Annotated in this window: 15 protein-coding genes; 7 read left to right on the forward strand and 8 right to left on the reverse strand. The window is 59.6% G+C overall.

The features are described from left to right. Positions 1–172 precede the first annotated feature (172 nt). Entirely contained in the window at positions 173–751 is a 579-nt protein-coding gene (locus RLCC275e_RS14845) for a hypothetical protein (protein ID WP_033180283.1), read from the forward strand. Positions 752–990: 239 nt separating this feature from the next. Here RLCC275e_RS14845 and RLCC275e_RS14850 read toward each other — a convergent pair whose 3' ends face one another. The 5 genes from RLCC275e_RS14850 to RLCC275e_RS14870 all read right to left on the reverse strand — a co-directional run bounded on the left by RLCC275e_RS14850 (position 991) and on the right by RLCC275e_RS14870 (position 6095). Continuing rightward, positions 991–2907: an AAA family ATPase gene (locus tag RLCC275e_RS14850; protein WP_050516796.1), complete on the reverse strand. Its 1917-nt coding sequence runs from the start codon at positions 2905–2907 to the stop codon at positions 991–993. Next, positions 2888–3151, reverse strand: coding sequence for a hypothetical protein (locus tag RLCC275e_RS14855; RefSeq protein ID WP_033180282.1), 264 nt, complete (start codon positions 3149–3151; stop codon positions 2888–2890). The genes RLCC275e_RS14850 and RLCC275e_RS14855 overlap by 20 nt, the downstream gene beginning before the upstream one ends. Before the next feature lie 555 nt (positions 3152–3706). After that, positions 3707–5083 carry a sensor histidine kinase gene (locus tag RLCC275e_RS14860; protein ID WP_033180281.1) on the reverse strand — a complete coding sequence of 459 codons (1377 nt, stop codon included), beginning with the start codon at positions 5081–5083 and terminating at the stop codon, positions 3707–3709. Beyond that, positions 5080–5751, reverse strand: coding sequence for a response regulator transcription factor (locus RLCC275e_RS14865; protein ID WP_033180280.1), 672 nt, complete (start codon positions 5749–5751; stop codon positions 5080–5082). The genes RLCC275e_RS14860 and RLCC275e_RS14865 overlap by 4 nt, the downstream gene beginning before the upstream one ends. Further along, a complete protein-coding gene (locus RLCC275e_RS14870; protein ID WP_033180279.1) occupies positions 5748–6095 on the reverse strand; it encodes a PepSY domain-containing protein in 348 nt (115 codons plus the stop codon). Before RLCC275e_RS14870 ends, RLCC275e_RS14865 begins: the two co-directional genes overlap by 4 nt. A 129-nt stretch (positions 6096–6224) precedes the next feature. Here RLCC275e_RS14870 and RLCC275e_RS14875 point away from each other — a divergent pair, with 129 nt between their 5' ends. Together RLCC275e_RS14875 and RLCC275e_RS14880 are read left to right on the forward strand one after the other, a co-directional pair. After that, the gene (locus RLCC275e_RS14875; protein WP_033180278.1) at positions 6225–6500 is read left to right on the forward strand and encodes a PepSY domain-containing protein; all 276 of its coding nucleotides are present in this window, start codon (positions 6225–6227) and stop codon (positions 6498–6500) included. After that, positions 6497–7060, forward strand: coding sequence for a cytochrome b/b6 domain-containing protein (locus RLCC275e_RS14880; RefSeq protein WP_033180277.1), 564 nt, complete (start codon positions 6497–6499; stop codon positions 7058–7060). Before RLCC275e_RS14875 ends, RLCC275e_RS14880 begins: the two co-directional genes overlap by 4 nt. Positions 7061–7159: 99 nt before the next feature. On the opposite strand, the gene RLCC275e_RS14885 is transcribed toward RLCC275e_RS14880, so the two are convergent. Continuing rightward, positions 7160–7474, reverse strand: a complete 315-nt coding sequence (locus RLCC275e_RS14885) for a DUF982 domain-containing protein (RefSeq protein ID WP_348633657.1) — start codon at positions 7472–7474, stop codon at positions 7160–7162. A gap of 271 nt (positions 7475–7745) precedes the next feature. On the opposite strand from RLCC275e_RS14885, the gene RLCC275e_RS14890 reads away from it, so the two are divergent. Further along, entirely contained in the window at positions 7746–8204 is a 459-nt protein-coding gene (locus RLCC275e_RS14890; RefSeq protein WP_033180276.1) for an EF-hand domain-containing protein, read from the forward strand. 53 nt (positions 8205–8257) lie between these two features. Continuing rightward, positions 8258–8647 (forward strand): DUF302 domain-containing protein, encoded by a 390-nt coding sequence (locus tag RLCC275e_RS14895; protein WP_050516795.1) that lies wholly within the window; start codon positions 8258–8260, stop codon positions 8645–8647. Between the two features lie 140 nt (positions 8648–8787). Here RLCC275e_RS14895 and RLCC275e_RS14900 read toward each other — a convergent pair whose 3' ends face one another. Then, positions 8788–9483: a VIT1/CCC1 transporter family protein gene (locus RLCC275e_RS14900; protein ID WP_033180274.1), complete on the reverse strand. Its 696-nt coding sequence runs from the start codon at positions 9481–9483 to the stop codon at positions 8788–8790. A 45-nt stretch (positions 9484–9528) separates the two neighbouring features. Then, positions 9529–10776, reverse strand: a complete 1248-nt coding sequence (locus RLCC275e_RS14905) for an APC family permease (RefSeq protein ID WP_050516800.1) — start codon at positions 10774–10776, stop codon at positions 9529–9531. 236 nt (positions 10777–11012) lie between these two features. On the opposite strand from RLCC275e_RS14905, the gene RLCC275e_RS14910 reads away from it, so the two are divergent. Beyond that, on the forward strand, positions 11013–11897 hold the full coding sequence (locus RLCC275e_RS14910) for a universal stress protein (protein ID WP_033180273.1): 885 nt from the start codon (positions 11013–11015) through the stop codon (positions 11895–11897). A 193-nt stretch (positions 11898–12090) separates the two neighbouring features. Next, positions 12091–14730: a magnesium-translocating P-type ATPase gene (mgtA, locus tag RLCC275e_RS14915; protein ID WP_171891362.1), complete on the forward strand. Its 2640-nt coding sequence runs from the start codon at positions 12091–12093 to the stop codon at positions 14728–14730. Positions 14731–14747 lie beyond the last annotated feature (17 nt).

Consider the following 14747-nt stretch of genomic DNA (forward strand, 5'->3'; position numbering starts at 1 on the left):
GCGTGGCGGTGCCGGACCGGAAAGGACAGTCGTTCGCGGCGAGCCTCTCCCGCCCACACCAAAGCCTGGCTCTGGCTATCGCTTGGTGGATCCTACTAAGCACGGCAAGTGATCGAGAGAGGCGACGGCGGGATCGCTCCCGCCGTTTTTCGTATCAGCGGCGGAGTGTCTGATGGAAGCCTATCTTGGCAAGGCGTTAGAGTTCTTAAAAACAAGCGGATGGCAAACCGGGTCAATAGCCGCGGCCGATGCGCTGTTCATATACCTGAGTTCCACAGGCGTGCTACCAGAGCTAGGGTCATCGCTTCTGCTCGCCGCCTGGATTATCTTGTTTCTTTCAATTGCGCTGACGGTCGCAGCTATCGGTCAGAGCGTCCAAGTGAAAGGAAAGGCGTATTTCGCATCTCTGGCAGTGCGCCAGAACATCAGGAAGCTGGAGAAGGAGTTTCGTGATCAGGTGCCGTATCTCTCTGGTAAAGAACGGCAGATCTTCGGATATCTCCGGCACCATCGTATAAAGACTTTCACAGCGGATCATGACGGCGGCTATGCGGCGACACTACTCGCACGCGGATATATCAGATACGCGGGTGTCAGAGGACAGAGCTTCGACATCGACAAGTGTCCGATGCTGGTGCCGGACTATGTCTGGAAGGTTTTGGAGGAGGAACCATCGAATTTCCCCTATGCCCCGGACATGTCCCATGGCCACGAAGCGGATCCTTGGCGGATACATTGGATGGCACGCTAACTGCAGCCTTCGCGGCCCCTCTGTAGATTATGGCGTTCTCGCTACCCCCCATGCCGGCCTTCGTCGCAATTTCTATCTGCGATGTCGTTTAGTTGCATTTTAATCTGGTACATCAAAAAGTTTCCACACCACCACTTTGCTAAATTTCTTCCACACCACCACCCCACCCCACCATAAAGGCGGGGGTGTGGGTGGTGTGGAATGGGGAATCTCCACACCTTCTACACCTCTTCCACACCTCACAAATCTGAGGTGTGGAAGACTGGAACGAGGCATGGCCGCTCAATCCCTTTGTAATCTGGACGCTGTTCGATGGTGAAATGCCCCTGCTGTTTCCACGCGTCGAGCATTCGCCGGACTTCCTTCTTCTCGGCGGGAATGGCCATGTTCATCCGCAGAGCTTCAGCAACCTTGAAGCCGGCCCACTGCGACGACTGGATATTGTCTCGGCAATCACCGCCGTCTATTTTGCGCTTGATGGCTTCCAGTTCTTCAGCGGACACAAACGCGGTTGCTTCCGACTTGGCCGGCCAGCGCCAAGGCTCAACCACGCCGATCTCATCGCCCGTCTTCACCAGGCCTTTGCCGTTCCCAAGCGGCACGGATACGAACCTGCGCCACTGACTGCTCGATGATGCCGCGGTCATGTTGGTCTTGCCGAAGTCTACGCGGAAGAACCCGTGGTGATCGTCGAGGCCGGCTTTCTCGCCCTCCTCCTTCGTCATCCCATTGATGGTTCGCACCGACCGCGCAGCGTCTTTCAGGGCGCCACCGCCACGAGCAGAGTCGGCCGTCACTTCGAAGTTGCCCTTGGTGACATGGTGGATGAGCTCGACGCTGCAGTTGCCCTCATCGGCTACTTGACGCCACGCCTTAGCAACACGCTGCATGAGGTTGTTGTCATTCTCAGGAACCTCATGGGTCGAGACGAATGGGTCGACGAGAACAATGTCGATCGCGTTTTCACGGATGGTGGCAAGCATATCATTTACCATCGGCTCGCAGACTTTGAAGTCGCGCCCTACCTGTCGCATGATTACAAACTCCTGATCACGTCCGGAGTCGGTGAAAAGGCGATCGGCGATGCTTTCTTCGGTGACGTTGAAGTGCTTTGCAGCAGCGACAAAACGGCGGTCGATTTCATCCTGTGGATCCTCAGCATTCACGTACCAAACACGGAGAGGAGCGCCTAGGCCCGCCTGTCCATCAAGCAGCGGGCGGCCCGTTACCATCGATAGAGCTTCCGATATGGCATGCGCCGACTTACCACCGCCGCCGGCGCCGACGGTGATCGAGAGATAACGACGGATGTAGTGTCTGGCATGAAGCCATTCGCGTTCCGGAATCGAGGCAGGGTCTTTCAGTCGAAACGGACTGGCGACGAGCCGCTTTGGTTTTACTGGCAGTTCAACGAACTTGCTGCCCAACCGACTCGTGAACAAGGCCCGACCATCTGCGAGAATCTGGATTTTGCCAGTGAGACCACCGACGACGACGCCGAACAATGTGCTGCCGCTTATGAAGGCATCCTTGGCGGCGAAGGCGGCCAGGTAAGGAACAAGCCGCTCGTCATGCTGCGGCGCGTTGTCGTTTGCCGCCACCGGTTCGCCCTTTGGCTCATCGCTAGCTGCAGGATCAACATCGCGCTCGGCGAGATTGGCGCGCGCCATCCGCTCAAGCCACTTCGGGCGATGGCCGGCCACGAATCCTTTGCGATACGCCAGGATCTCAATCTCGGCTTCAAGCGGCGGCAGGCCGCGCCATTTCTCCTGCAACGGCTTCATAGCGGTAATGGCATCCGTTACCAGATCCACGGCCGCTTCGCACGGCTCGCCGTCGATCTGCTGGACAATGGGAGTTCCGCCGCGCCAGAGCGTAACCACACTGGCATCAATTCCCTCGTCGAAAAATCGAAAAAACCCATCGGTGAGGACCGCAAGCCGATCGATATTGTCAGGCGTAAGCAGATGTTCGCCTTCGTCATCCTTGCTTGCCCAGTGCGAGAGCTTGATCAGGTCTTCGCGCGTTATTCCGGTTAGGTCGCTGGCGTCGGGAACAAGAACAACGTCGCCGCTCAACTTATGGGCCAGTTCGTTGACCTGATAAAACGCGGCGCGATGCGGTCGCGGGTCTGGCTTAGGCTGCGGTGCGGTCATCGGCGGTCATTGCCTCGTATTGGTCAGTTGCAAGTCGGGTGATTTTGGCGGCGAGGCTGCTGGCAAATGTCGCCACCCGCCGAGGCCCGGATTGCGGTGCAAAAGTCAGCAAGCGACCATCGCGCATTCGAAGCAGCCGCAAGCCGTACAAGCGGCATTCATCGGTGAGCGCGAGATCGAAAACGGCGATGGCTCTATGACCACCACTCGGCTCATCGATCGGTCTGAATTCAAGGATTTCCATGTCTCTCCTTCACGCGCACAACGGCGCGCCCGCCAGCGTGCCCGGCAGGTGGTTAAGTCTGTGATTGGATGTTCTGCCCTGCCCTTTCGGTGGGACCATGGCGCAGAAAAACATAAGAAGCGGGCGGAGAAATTTCTGGTCCTACTTTCCGCTAACTCATTGATCTTCTGGATTAGTGGTTAGCCCTCCGGGCCCACCATTTTTGCCTCCGCACGGCCGACATCGCACCCCCTTCTTGGGTAAATCCGCCCGGACTCGACGAAAGCATTTAGTTATCAATCCCTTCGCTCGACGAGCGAAGGACGCCGGGCGGTGATTTTGCAGCGGTCGCATCGAACGGCACATCAAAATCGAGCTAAACTGAAGCTGGTAGTCTCTGCGCTCTGTCCGACGAAGGAGACGATCGTCGCCTCTTCAGGATGTCGCCTTGGTAGATGAAACCAGGACCTGGTCGCTGGGAATCCTTGTATATCCCCTAGCTGCTGATCTGCCCTTCCCCTTCAACGCCTTCGCTCCGGGGGTGCCGCTGCGACCTGAAACGCATCGATCTTCTCTTCAATTATCCGGAATTCGGGAGGCGATGACGTCAGGGAAGACGACTTCCGCACGGAAGCCACCTTCGACGCGGTTCTCCAACGTGAGCGTCAAATCGTACACTGCTGCAATCTCCGACACGATGGCAAGACCCAGACCAAAGCCTGGTTTCAGACGGTCGAGACGGACACCCCGGCGCGGAAGATCGGGCAATCTCTCTGGCGACACGCCTGGGCCGTCGTCCTCGATCATGAGACGGGAATGCCCACTATGTCGAACCGCGCTGACATGGATCCTGTTCTTGGCCCACTTGCAGGCGTTCTCGAGCAGGTTTCCCGCAAGCTCGCGGAAGTCGTGCGGATCGACGGGAACGCTCAAGTCCTCGGCCACGTCTATTTCCCATGCGAGGCGTTCGCCTGCCTCAGTGTGTCGGAGCATTCGAACGGTCTCGCTGATGATCTTCTCGACGTCGGCATCACCACTTCGCTGATCGGGGCTCGGGGTGATACGGGCTCGGGCGAGCTCGTGCTCGACGTGCGAAAGCATGGTCTCGGCAAGATGGTCGAGTTCATCGGCGATCTCGACCTCGCCCTTCTCCCGGAGTGAGTACGCGTTGTTTGTGAGAACGGTCAAAGGCGTCTTCAGCCCGTGGGCGAGATCACTGGCCCTACTCCTGGCCTTCTCCATCGCCGCGGCCTGGCTTTGCAGCAGCTTGTTCAGTTGGTTGACGATGGGTTGGACCTCGCGCGGGTAGGCCCCCGCCAGCCGGCTGGCCCTCCGGTCGCGGACAGCTTCAAGATCACGACCGATGCGGTCGAGAGGTCTCAATCCGATCCAAAGCTGCCCGATCGACATCAACACGAGGAGCGCCGCAAGAACGGCGACATAGGGCAGAATGTCGAGAGCAAATCCAAGGCGAGCACTGTCGACCTCGTCGGCATTCACCGCCACTGCGATGCGTATGGGCCTCCTGCCCTCAGGTGCGGCCAACGACAGCACGCGTTCCTGAACAAGGACATCTTTCCCCTCCGGCCCGGAGAGACGATATTGGTGCATGATACCGACAGGATGTGACTCCTCCGGCAGAGGCAGGACATAGTCGAAGAGCGAGGAAGATCGGACCTCCGCCTTCCCCACAGGATCGTCGATCTGCCAGTAGAGCCCCCCATAGGGTATCAGGAAACGATTGTCCGGAGGGTTCTCGGGCACCTGCAGCCTGCCTCCGGGCAAGAAGCGGATCACAGCCGCCAGACGGTTTATGTGTCCGGTCAGCTCGCTCTGCACGCGCTTGCTGTAGCTGTCCGCAAAGATCTGGACGAGAGCGACGGATGCTGCGGCAAGGCAGATCGACACTGCTATCAACGACGTGATGATGAAGCGGCTGTGAAGCGACCTCATGTCTCCTCGCCCGAGGCTATCTGGTATCCGAAGCCTCGGCGCGTGATGATCGCGTCCCTTCCAAGCTTCTTTCTCAGCCGTCCGATCAGGACTTCCACCGAATTGCTCTCCCGCTCAAAGTCCTGGGTGTAAAGCTGCTCGGTAAGCTCGAGCTGAGAGATCGCGCGACCGCGGTTCTGCATCAGCACCGACAGGCATTTGTACTCCATAGGCGTGACATCGACAGGCATCCCGTCCACCATGACCGCGCGTCGACGGGGGTCGATAGAAACGGGACCTGACGATAGGACCGCACTGGCGTGCCCGGAATACCTGCGCAGGACTGCGTGCAGCCTGGCGAGAAGCTCGGCCATGCGGAATGGCTTGCCAAGGTAGTCGTCGGCGCCAGCATTGATGCCCTCGACGCGCTCCTCCCAGTTGCCGCGCGCCGTCAAGATGATGACCGGCATGTCACGACCGTTCGACCGCCACTTCTTGAGGATCGTGAGGCCGTCGATCTTCGGCAGACCCAGATCAAGGACGACGGCGGCGAAGTCGTCATGCTCGCCGGCGAACAGGGTGGCTTCCCCATCGGATTCGTGGACGACGTTGAAACCGGCCTTGGTGAGCTGGGCGGTCACGTCACGGGCTATGAGCGGGTCGTCTTCGGCGAGCAACAGGCGCATCATTCGTTCTCGATTTCGACGATCCTGCCTGACGCGGCGTCCACTTCCACCTCGGTGACCTGACCGCTGCCCCTCAGAATCCGGAACTCATAGATTATGCGATCGTCATGCCGATCGACACTGACATCGATCAATTCGCCGGGCAGCTTGGCGAGGACTTTCGCCTTCAGTACGGCCAGAGGCAGAATCTTCCCTTCGTGGACCCGCTTAGGCAGGTCGTCGTGCGACGGCAGGTCATCCGCTTCGCGGGAACGAGCAGGCAAATCGTCGGCATGTGCGCTCCATACCGGAAGCGACGGCCACAGAAGGACAAAGCAGACGAAAGCGAGCGTGCGGGGCGGGTACATCGTCGGAGAATATCCTATCGAAGGTGACAATAACCTGACAATCGCGATCAGGTCGCCGTCAGGTCGCGCCCCATAGGTTCGAAGCCGACCAGATGAGCAAAACCGCTCCTGGGATGATGGAGAAAACCAATGAAGAAGATCATGTTCGCAACCCTCCTGCTCGCCACCGCGTCGATCGGCGTTGCCCGCGCCGAAGAAGGTCAGAATTGCACGCAGGCTCCCAAGGACAGGTGGCTGAGCGAGGACGGCATCAAGGAAAAGGCCAAAGCCGAGGGCCTCGACGTGCGCCGGGTCAAAATGGAGGGCAGTTGCTACGAGGTCTACGCCGTCGATGCGAAGGGCAAAAAGGTCGAAACCCTGTTCAACCCGGAGACCGGCGCAGTGGTCGGCAACGAAAGCGAATGACCATGGGCAGGATGGACATGGATGCGGCGGGCGCTTGCTCGCCGCCAAAGATCAGGGTCTGGGACCCGGTGGTGCGGATGTTCCACTGGGGTCTGGTGGGTCTGTTCGCCTTTTCCTATCTGACCGGTGACGAGTGGAAGCAGGCGCATATTCTGTCGGGCTACGCCATCGTCGGCCTCCTGCTCGTGCGAATCATCTGGGGCTTCGTCGGCAGTCACCACGCGCGCTTTTCCAATTTCATGTACGATCCGGTCACGACCCTCGGCTTCGTGCGTGACAGCCTGGCCATGCGCGCCAAGCGCTACATCGGCCACAATCCGGCCGGAGGCGTGATGGTGTTCGCGCTGCTCGTCGCGATCTCGGGCATTGCCGCTACCGGGTACATGATGACGACGGACACCTACTGGGGAGTGGAATGGGTGGAAAGGGCGCATGAACTGCTGGTCGATGTGACGCTTGGCCTCGTCGGTCTTCACATCGCAGGCGTCCTCCTGGCAAGCATCGAGCACAAGGAAAACCTTGTCCGAGCGATGATAACCGGCAGGAAGCGAGCCGATTGACCTGGATCGGCGTCGCGGCCGAGTAGGACCTGAAACCATGGAAGGCACCTGGGTTAAGGACTTGTTGCTCGCTTGACCGAGCTGATCTCGTCCTGGCGTCTACGAACGACCACGGGGCGCGCAGGTGGACATCCTGGCTTCGTCAGCGGCCTGAATGAAAGCTTGGCGCGCGGTCTCCTGCGAGACATGCCCACTTACGGCCGCGGCGCAGATCTCTCTCGCGAGTGCGTGTTTTCTTCGCGAGCCTTTCCATCGGTTGGCGAGAAAATCGAGCGCCTCGCTCGCTCCGCCGACAGCCTGAGGGACGCTCATGACCACCTGGACGAAAACGGGTTCCGACCAGGTTCGTTCTATCTGTTTCTGGGGAGTTATCCTCGATCTCCTGAAGGTTTCGGACTGCGAGCGGGGCATCATCAAGAGGGCCGGACCACGATCAGGCGCTGGCTGATGGCTTCAGGATACCGGGTTCGAACGGCGTGGACGTTGATATCGATCAAGCCAGGCACGATCGCACTTTGAAATCACCTTGTTCTTGCCTTAGCCGGCTCGATCCTCCGTGTCGCTTCAGCCGCGATCGTTCCTCGGTGACACAGGTGGCTGGCGTAGCAGTCATGGCGCGGCGCGAAGGCGATCGGTCCGTCCTCGACGACTCGAACCATACAAGTGGTTTGATCCAGCGCAATGTTTGAAACCGGTGTGCATCGTAGCCTCAAAGGGCGCTCCAACTCGTGGAGGACAATACTCAAAGAGGAGAGTCGGGATGTCCATGTTTAGACTGCCAACGATCACTATGCTGGCCTTGCTCGGTGCCGTCGGTGCCATGGGCATCGCCTCCGCCCAGACGAAAAGTCCAGACCCGGCCCAGTCGGAGGAGAAGCCCGCGGCCGAAGGATCGGAAATGATGCCCGGCATGATGGGCCGCAACATGATGTCATCGGACATGAATGAAGGAATGCGCATGATGGGGCCAATGCGCGGTCATATGATGAAGATCATGTTCGTCATCGCCGATACTGATGGGGACGGCGCAATTTCTTTCGAAGAGTTGACCGCAATCCACAAACGCGTCTTCGACGCGATCGACGCGAACAATGACGGCAAGGTCACACCTGAAGAAATGCAGGCGTTCATGCAAGACATGTGATTGGACACCGAGCATTTGCCGGCCGTTGCATGGGAGCCCAAAGGAGACTTCTCATGACCTACACGCTCGATAGAACCCTCTGGGCGACCGGTTTCGACGATGCGGTCGGCAGGACCAAATCCGCTCTCATCAAGCACGGTTTCGGTGTTCTGACGGAGATCGATGTCAAGGCAACCATGAAAAAGAAAATCGACGCCGACATCGAGGACTACCTCATCCTCGGAGCCTGCAATCCGCGCATGGCGTTCGAGGCGATGAAACTGGAACCGAAGGTGGGGGCCATGCTGCCGTGCAATGTCATCCTGCGCGGGGTCGATGGCGGCAATGTCATGGTGAGCGCCATCGATCCGGTCGCATCCATGCAGGCGATCGACAACGAAATGCTGACCAATCTGGCAGGCAGGGTCCGCTCGATGCTCACCCAGGCGGTGGCCGAGATCTGACGATTACGAGTTCCGGCCCCGAGCCCTGAGGGGTCGAACTTGCGTCGGCTCCTCTTTCGTTGCGACCAGAACCGCAACATCCTAAAAAAACTCACGCCGTCCTCAAGCTGGGCGTGCAGGAAGGGGCGGAAAGTTACTCGTCAGACTGCGGTGCCAACCAGCGCACCGATCCCCGCCGTCAATGCCATAGCGAAAGCGCCCCAGAAAGTGACGCGCGTGGTGGCCCTCCAGACGTTGGCGCCGCCCGCTTTCGCACCGATAGCGCCCAGCAGCGCGAGGAAGGCCAAAGACGCGGTTGCAACGGTATAGATCAGCACCGAGGCGGGCGAAAGTACCACCATGAGCAGGGGTAATGCGGCCCCCACCCCAAACGTGACGGCCGACGTCAAGGCCGCCTCAACCGGCCGGGCCGCCATGTGTTCGACGATACCGAGTTCGTCGCGCGAATGCGCGTCGAGAGCATCATTAGCGGTCAGTTGGATCGCGACTTGCCTGGCCAGCTCGTCGGTAAGACCGCGTTTGACGTAGATCTGCTTTAGCTCCTCGTACTCAGCTTCGGGTTGCGTCTCCAACTCGATCCGTTCTCGCGCGAGATCGGCTTCCTCGGTGTCCGCTTGGGAGCTCACCGACACGTATTCGCCGGCCGCCATGGACATTGCGCCCGCGACCAGACCAGCGACGCCTGCTACCAGGATCTGCGAGGGTCCGGCGGACGCGGTAGCGACGCCCATGATCAAGCTCGCCGTCGAGACGATTCCATCGTTTGCGCCGAGGACGGCAGCCCGTAGCCAGCCGATGCGGGAGACCAAGTGATGTTCCGAATGCAGTCTGCTCATGCGCGTCTCCAGGACAAAGTCGATTTTGACGTAGTGAGTGCGAGATCAACCGATGAGCGCAACGTCGATCACGAGCAACGCGGCACTCGCGATCACACCTGCGACGGGCACCCAGAACGGGCAAATGAATACACCCGGAGGCAGCGCTATGGTCTCGGTCATCTTTATGCGGATCAGCGCCAGGTTTACCAAAGTGAACAGCCCCAAAGTGCACTGCGATGTCAGCTTGGCGAGACCTTCGAGCGGTACGAAGATAGCAAACACAAGGATCGCCGTAGCCCCGATCAAAGTGGCGACGATCGGCGTTCCCGTGTGAGGGTTCAGGCGTCCGAGCACCTGGGGGAGGTTTCCCTGTTGGACCAGGCCGTAGATCACCCGAGAGATCATAATCATGTGCACGATGATCCCGTTTAACGTCGCGATGATCGCGATCGCACTCATGGTCACGAGCGGCATGCCCGTCAGGCGTTCAAAGACGAGTGCGAGCGGCGCGGGCGACCTTGCCAGTTCGTCCGGAGGAACAGTGACCACAGCGACCCATGTGACGCCGGCATAGATGACGGCAGTCAGCCCTAACGTCACGAAGAGCGCGCGAGGCAGAGTCTTCGACGGCGTCTTCATCTCTTCGGCAATGTTGACCAGGTGTTCGAAGCCGATGAAGGAGAACACCGCAATCATGGCGGTACCGAACACGCCGACCCAGGCCGTGGGATTGCCGCCGGGCCATGCCTCCGGCAGGCGTTCGATCAGGCCAACACCTTCGGAGAACCCCGCTCCGACGATGAGGAGCAGACCACCGACCTCGATGAGCGTCATAACACCTGCGAAAGTGATCGAGCTGGCTGTCGCCAGGCATGAAATAGCAGCCATTGTCAGCACGACGCCGGCGATGATCGAGGATCCAGGAAGCGGAAGGAGGACGCCTACATATCCAGCACTACCAGCGCTGATCGTCGCTGCCGAGATGATCGCCGTCACGATGACCAGCAACCCGGTCAAGATCGTGAACCATCGCAGTCTAAATGCCCTGTCGACATAGGCGGCTTCACTTGCGCTGACGGGCATTCGCGTGCCGAGTTCCGCAAACGAGGCCGCGCTCAAGCCCATGACTGCGGCGGCACCCAGGAACGCAAGCGGTGCATGCATGCCCGCCCGCCCGGCGGCGACGCCGACGAGCACGTAAATACCCGCGCCTATGGTGACGCCGAGACCGTACAGGACGGCGTGCGACAGGGTTAGCGTGCGTGCTAGTCTCGGCCGTATCCCGGCGGCTTCGGCGGTCGTTGAATTCACTTCGCGCTCCCATTGTCGCAAGCACGTCCTCCTGAATTCAATACCGGATCTCGGCCATCAAGGATTTGACCACGATCAACTTCCGCAGACTTCCAGTTGGAAAGGCACCGGTGTGAACGTCCGGTTATCCTGGCGCTCTTCGAAGGAGAGGCGGAATTCTGGCACGCGGCGCCGTGCCGAGGCCAGAGAAGCCGGAGCGCCGGCAATTGCGTTACATCAATGCCGAGTTGAGACGAATGGAGATAGATGATTGCAATCGTGGCGGTCCGCGAGAGATGGAGCAGGACATGACGGCACAATATTTTCTCCCGCTGGCAACATATCCCGATTCAAGTTCCGGATTGATCATTTCGAACGCCGTAACGTTTGCTGGGTATTACAGCGCGCATCTTCACGCGTGCGCGCTAACAGTCGCGATTCCGCACATCCCCAACGCATGGTCGTCTTTGCTGCTCGATACTCCGAAGATGATCGAGCATGCCGAGATTTTGAGCCGCGATCGTGCCGCAACGCTGGTTTCAGCGGCAACGAACCTCGCAGCGAGCGCCGAGGTTGAATTATCTTGTCGAACGGTGAAAACCGCCTTGCCCTTATTGCACGACACGGCAGCCACGGAAGCACGTTTTTTCGATCTGGCTATTCTCGAATGTATCGCAGACGTTCCCGATACCCGTATTGTCGCCGAAGCGGTCATATTCGGATCCGGCCGGCCGGCCATCATCTTTCCCAAAAAGACCCTTGCGGGCCCAATCGACCATCTGGTCATCGCCTGGGACGGAAGCCGAGCCGCCGCTCGGGCCGTCAACGATGCAAACCCTTTCATTCACAAGGCCAAGCGGGTCTCGGTCCTATCTGTGACGGGCGAAAAGCCGCTGCCGGAGCCAAGCGGAGCGCACCTTGCTGAGATCCTGGTTTCGAGCGGCGTCAATGCAAGCTCAACGGCCGCTCGGTTTACTTCGTCATCCATCGGTTTGAGCATTCAGCAAACAGCACTGGAACTGGGCGCCGATATTCTGGTCATGGGAGGATTTGGACACTCGAGGTTACGCGATTTTGTCCTTGGCGGAGCAACCGATGGCGTGTTGCACGAGCCTCTTTTGCCCGTCCTCATGTCACATTGACGAACTGCCCCCGTCGTAGCTTATGACTGGCTTCGGCTGCTATCGAGCGGCGGGACCTTACCGGGTTCGAACGGCGTGGACGTTGATATCGATCAAGCCAGGCACCTTCGACGCGAAATACGAAGCTTGACAACCATCAATGACGTCCTCCTGGCGAAGACGATAATCGGCGAAATCACATACGGAGTTCGCCATGAATATCCCCGTTCCTCCTTCTCCTCTCCCTTCGTCCGCTTTAGAGGTCGCGATCCCTGCCTACTGGACGAGGTCGCCCTCGGAGCTCGGCGCTGCATTCGCCACGTCCCTGCAGGACGGGCTGACGACCGCCGAAGCCGAAGAACGCATGCGACGGTTCGGACCGAACTCTCTTTCCGACGAAAGCCGTGGAGGCATGCTGGCAGACTTGGCGCGCCAGTTCAAAAGTCCGCTCGTGCTCGTGCTGGTGTTCGCAGCGCTCGTCGCGGGTGGCGTCGGCGAAGTCCACGACGCCACCATCATCGGCATCATCATTCTCGCTAGCTGCTTTCTGGGCTTTCTGCAGGAACATGGCGCGCAACGAGCGGTCGAGGCGCTGCGACAGCGAATTTCTCTCACTTCAAAGGTCCGCCGCGACGGCGCCGACAAGGTCGTGGCCGCAATCGGCATCGTACCGGGTGACCTGATCCTGCTCTCGGCCGGGAGCCTCGTGCCCGTCGACGCAGTCGTCATCGTCGCGCAGGATCTCAACGTCAGCGAAGCGACGCTCACCGGAGAGACTTTTCCTGTAGCGAAGGCGCCCGGCGTTTCAACAAAAGACGCCGGTCTTGCAGATCGTTCCAACTGCGTGTTCACGGGAACCTCGGTTCGGAGCGGCACAGCGACTGCCCTTGCGATCGCGACCGGCCCCCGCACGGAATTCGCACGGATCGCCAGCGCCGTCGCGCGTCAGATTCCGGAAACGGAATTCGCGCGAGGTGTTCGGCATTTCGGATTTCTGATGACGCGGATCATGCTGTGCATCGTCGTCGTCGTATTGGTGGCGAATCTTCTGCTTCACAGACCTATCGTGGACTCTCTGCTTTTCTCGCTCGCGCTCGCCGTCGGCCTGACGCCGGAACTGCTGCCTGCGATCATCAGCGTGACGCTCGCGCGCGGCGCGCGGACGATGTCGAAGTCTGGCGTGATCGTCCGCCGCCTTGATGCAATGGAGAACCTTGGCAGCATGGACGTGCTTTGCACGGACAAGACGGGCACGCTCACCGAGGGCGTCATCCGCCTCGACAGTTGCGTCGACCCGCAGGGCGTCGTCTCGCCTGAAGTGAGGCGGCTGGCACTTCTGAATTCAGCGTTTCAATCGGGAATGAAGAACCCTCTCGACGACGCCGTGACGGCCACGATCGCGGCCGGGGAGATTTCGTCCGACGCCCGCAAGCTTGCCGAGATCCCCTACGATTTCTCGCGCAAGCGTCTATCCGTAATCGTCGGCGGAAAGGACGGGCCACCGCTGTTGATCTGCAAAGGAGCGGCCACCAACGTGATCGACGTCTGCGCCACCGTCATGACCGAGGGTCGCGAGCTGCCATTGGACAACTATGTCCGCAATCAGTTGGACGACGTCTGCCGGCAATGGGGAGAAGCAGGCATGCGCGCGCTCGCAGTCGCCACCCGGCGCATATCCGAAGCAACTCCCGAAATCTCGCGGGAAGACGAATCCGGACTTTGCCTGCAAGGTTTCCTGCTCTTCTCAGATCCGCCGAAGGCCGACATTTCAGCCGTAGTAGCAAGCCTCGTCGAACGAGGGGTGCGGATCAAGGTGATATCGGGAGACAACCGATATGTCGTCCAGCATCTCGCGTCGTCGATCGGAATCGACGGTTCCCGCATGCTCACGGGGAAAGAGGTCGGCCGCATGAGCAACGAGGCACTGTTCAGCCGTGCGGGGAAAACCGACCTGTTCGTCGAAATCGACCCAAATCAGAAGGAACGGATCGTGGCGGCCCTCCGCAAGGCCGGACACGTGGTCGGATATCTTGGAGACGGGATAAACGATGCGCCCGCCCTTCACGAGGCGGACGTCGGGATTTCGGTGGACGGCGCGGCCGACGTCGCCCGCGAGGCTGCCGACGTCGTCTTGATACGGCAGGATCTCGCGGTCCTTTCGAAAGGCGTGGACGACGGACGCAGGACCTTCACCAACACGATGAAGTACATATCGATCGCGACCAGCGCCAACTTCGGCAACATGATCAGTATGGCAGCGGCGTCGCTCGTGCTGCCATTCCTGCCGCTCCTTGCCAAGCAGATACTGTTAAACAATCTGCTGTCGGATCTGCCGGCGATGGCAATCGCCACGGACAAGGTCGATCAGGCAGACCTTCGACGTCCGCAGCGTTGGGACATCTCCCGCATCAAGAGGTTCATGCTCTGGTTCGGCCCGCTAAGTTCTCTCTTCGATCTGGCGACGTTCGTCGTCCTCCTGGCAGTGTTTTCCGCCGGACAGGACGAGTTCCGCTCCGCATGGTTCGTTGAATCGCTAATGACGCAGTTGGCGACCATGCTCGTCATCAGGACGCCCGGTCCGATCTGGAGAAGCCGACCCAGTCCGCTGCTATTCGGCACGGCGATCGCCGTCGGTGCGGCGGGAGTGACCATCCCCTACACCCCGGTCGGCGGGCTTTTTGGGTTCGTTCCGATCCCCCTCGAAATTCTCGCAGTGCTTTTGGGTATCACCTCGATCTACGTGACAGCTCTCGAGATCGTGAAGATCTTCTACTTTACGACGCTGTCAAGGGAGGACCATTCACGGCCCCAAGCGTCGCGCCGTCGGCCCCGCACTCGAACAAGGCGCCGTTGAAAATAGGCGCGATCGCT

It is taken from the genome of Rhizobium brockwellii (assembly GCF_000769405.2).
GTDB classification, from domain to species: Bacteria; Pseudomonadota; Alphaproteobacteria; order Rhizobiales; family Rhizobiaceae; genus Rhizobium; species Rhizobium brockwellii.

Bases quoted from the DNA above. Each gene is read 5' to 3' on its own strand.
- RLCC275e_RS14845 (WP_033180283.1), top strand. From the start codon at position 173: ATGGAAGCCTATCTTGGCAAGGCGTTAGAGTTCTTAAAAACAAGCGGA.
- RLCC275e_RS14850 (WP_050516796.1), bottom strand. From the start codon at position 2,907: ATGACCGCACCGCAGCCTAAGCCAGACCCGCGACCGCATCGCGCCGCG.
- RLCC275e_RS14855 (WP_033180282.1), bottom strand. From the start codon at position 3,151: ATGGAAATCCTTGAATTCAGACCGATCGATGAGCCGAGTGGTGGTCAT.
- RLCC275e_RS14860 (WP_033180281.1), bottom strand. From the start codon at position 5,083: ATGAGGTCGCTTCACAGCCGCTTCATCATCACGTCGTTGATAGCAGTG.
- RLCC275e_RS14865 (WP_033180280.1), bottom strand. From the start codon at position 5,751: ATGATGCGCCTGTTGCTCGCCGAAGACGACCCGCTCATAGCCCGTGAC.
- RLCC275e_RS14870 (WP_033180279.1), bottom strand. From the start codon at position 6,095: ATGTACCCGCCCCGCACGCTCGCTTTCGTCTGCTTTGTCCTTCTGTGG.
- RLCC275e_RS14875 (WP_033180278.1), top strand. From the start codon at position 6,225: ATGAAGAAGATCATGTTCGCAACCCTCCTGCTCGCCACCGCGTCGATC.
- RLCC275e_RS14880 (WP_033180277.1), top strand. From the start codon at position 6,497: ATGACCATGGGCAGGATGGACATGGATGCGGCGGGCGCTTGCTCGCCG.
- RLCC275e_RS14885 (WP_348633657.1), bottom strand. From the start codon at position 7,474: ATGATGCCCCGCTCGCAGTCCGAAACCTTCAGGAGATCGAGGATAACT.
- RLCC275e_RS14895 (WP_050516795.1), top strand. From the start codon at position 8,258: ATGACCTACACGCTCGATAGAACCCTCTGGGCGACCGGTTTCGACGAT.
- RLCC275e_RS14900 (WP_033180274.1), bottom strand. From the start codon at position 9,483: ATGAGCAGACTGCATTCGGAACATCACTTGGTCTCCCGCATCGGCTGG.
- RLCC275e_RS14910 (WP_033180273.1), top strand. From the start codon at position 11,013: ATGGAGATAGATGATTGCAATCGTGGCGGTCCGCGAGAGATGGAGCAG.
- mgtA (WP_171891362.1), top strand. From the start codon at position 12,091: ATGAATATCCCCGTTCCTCCTTCTCCTCTCCCTTCGTCCGCTTTAGAG.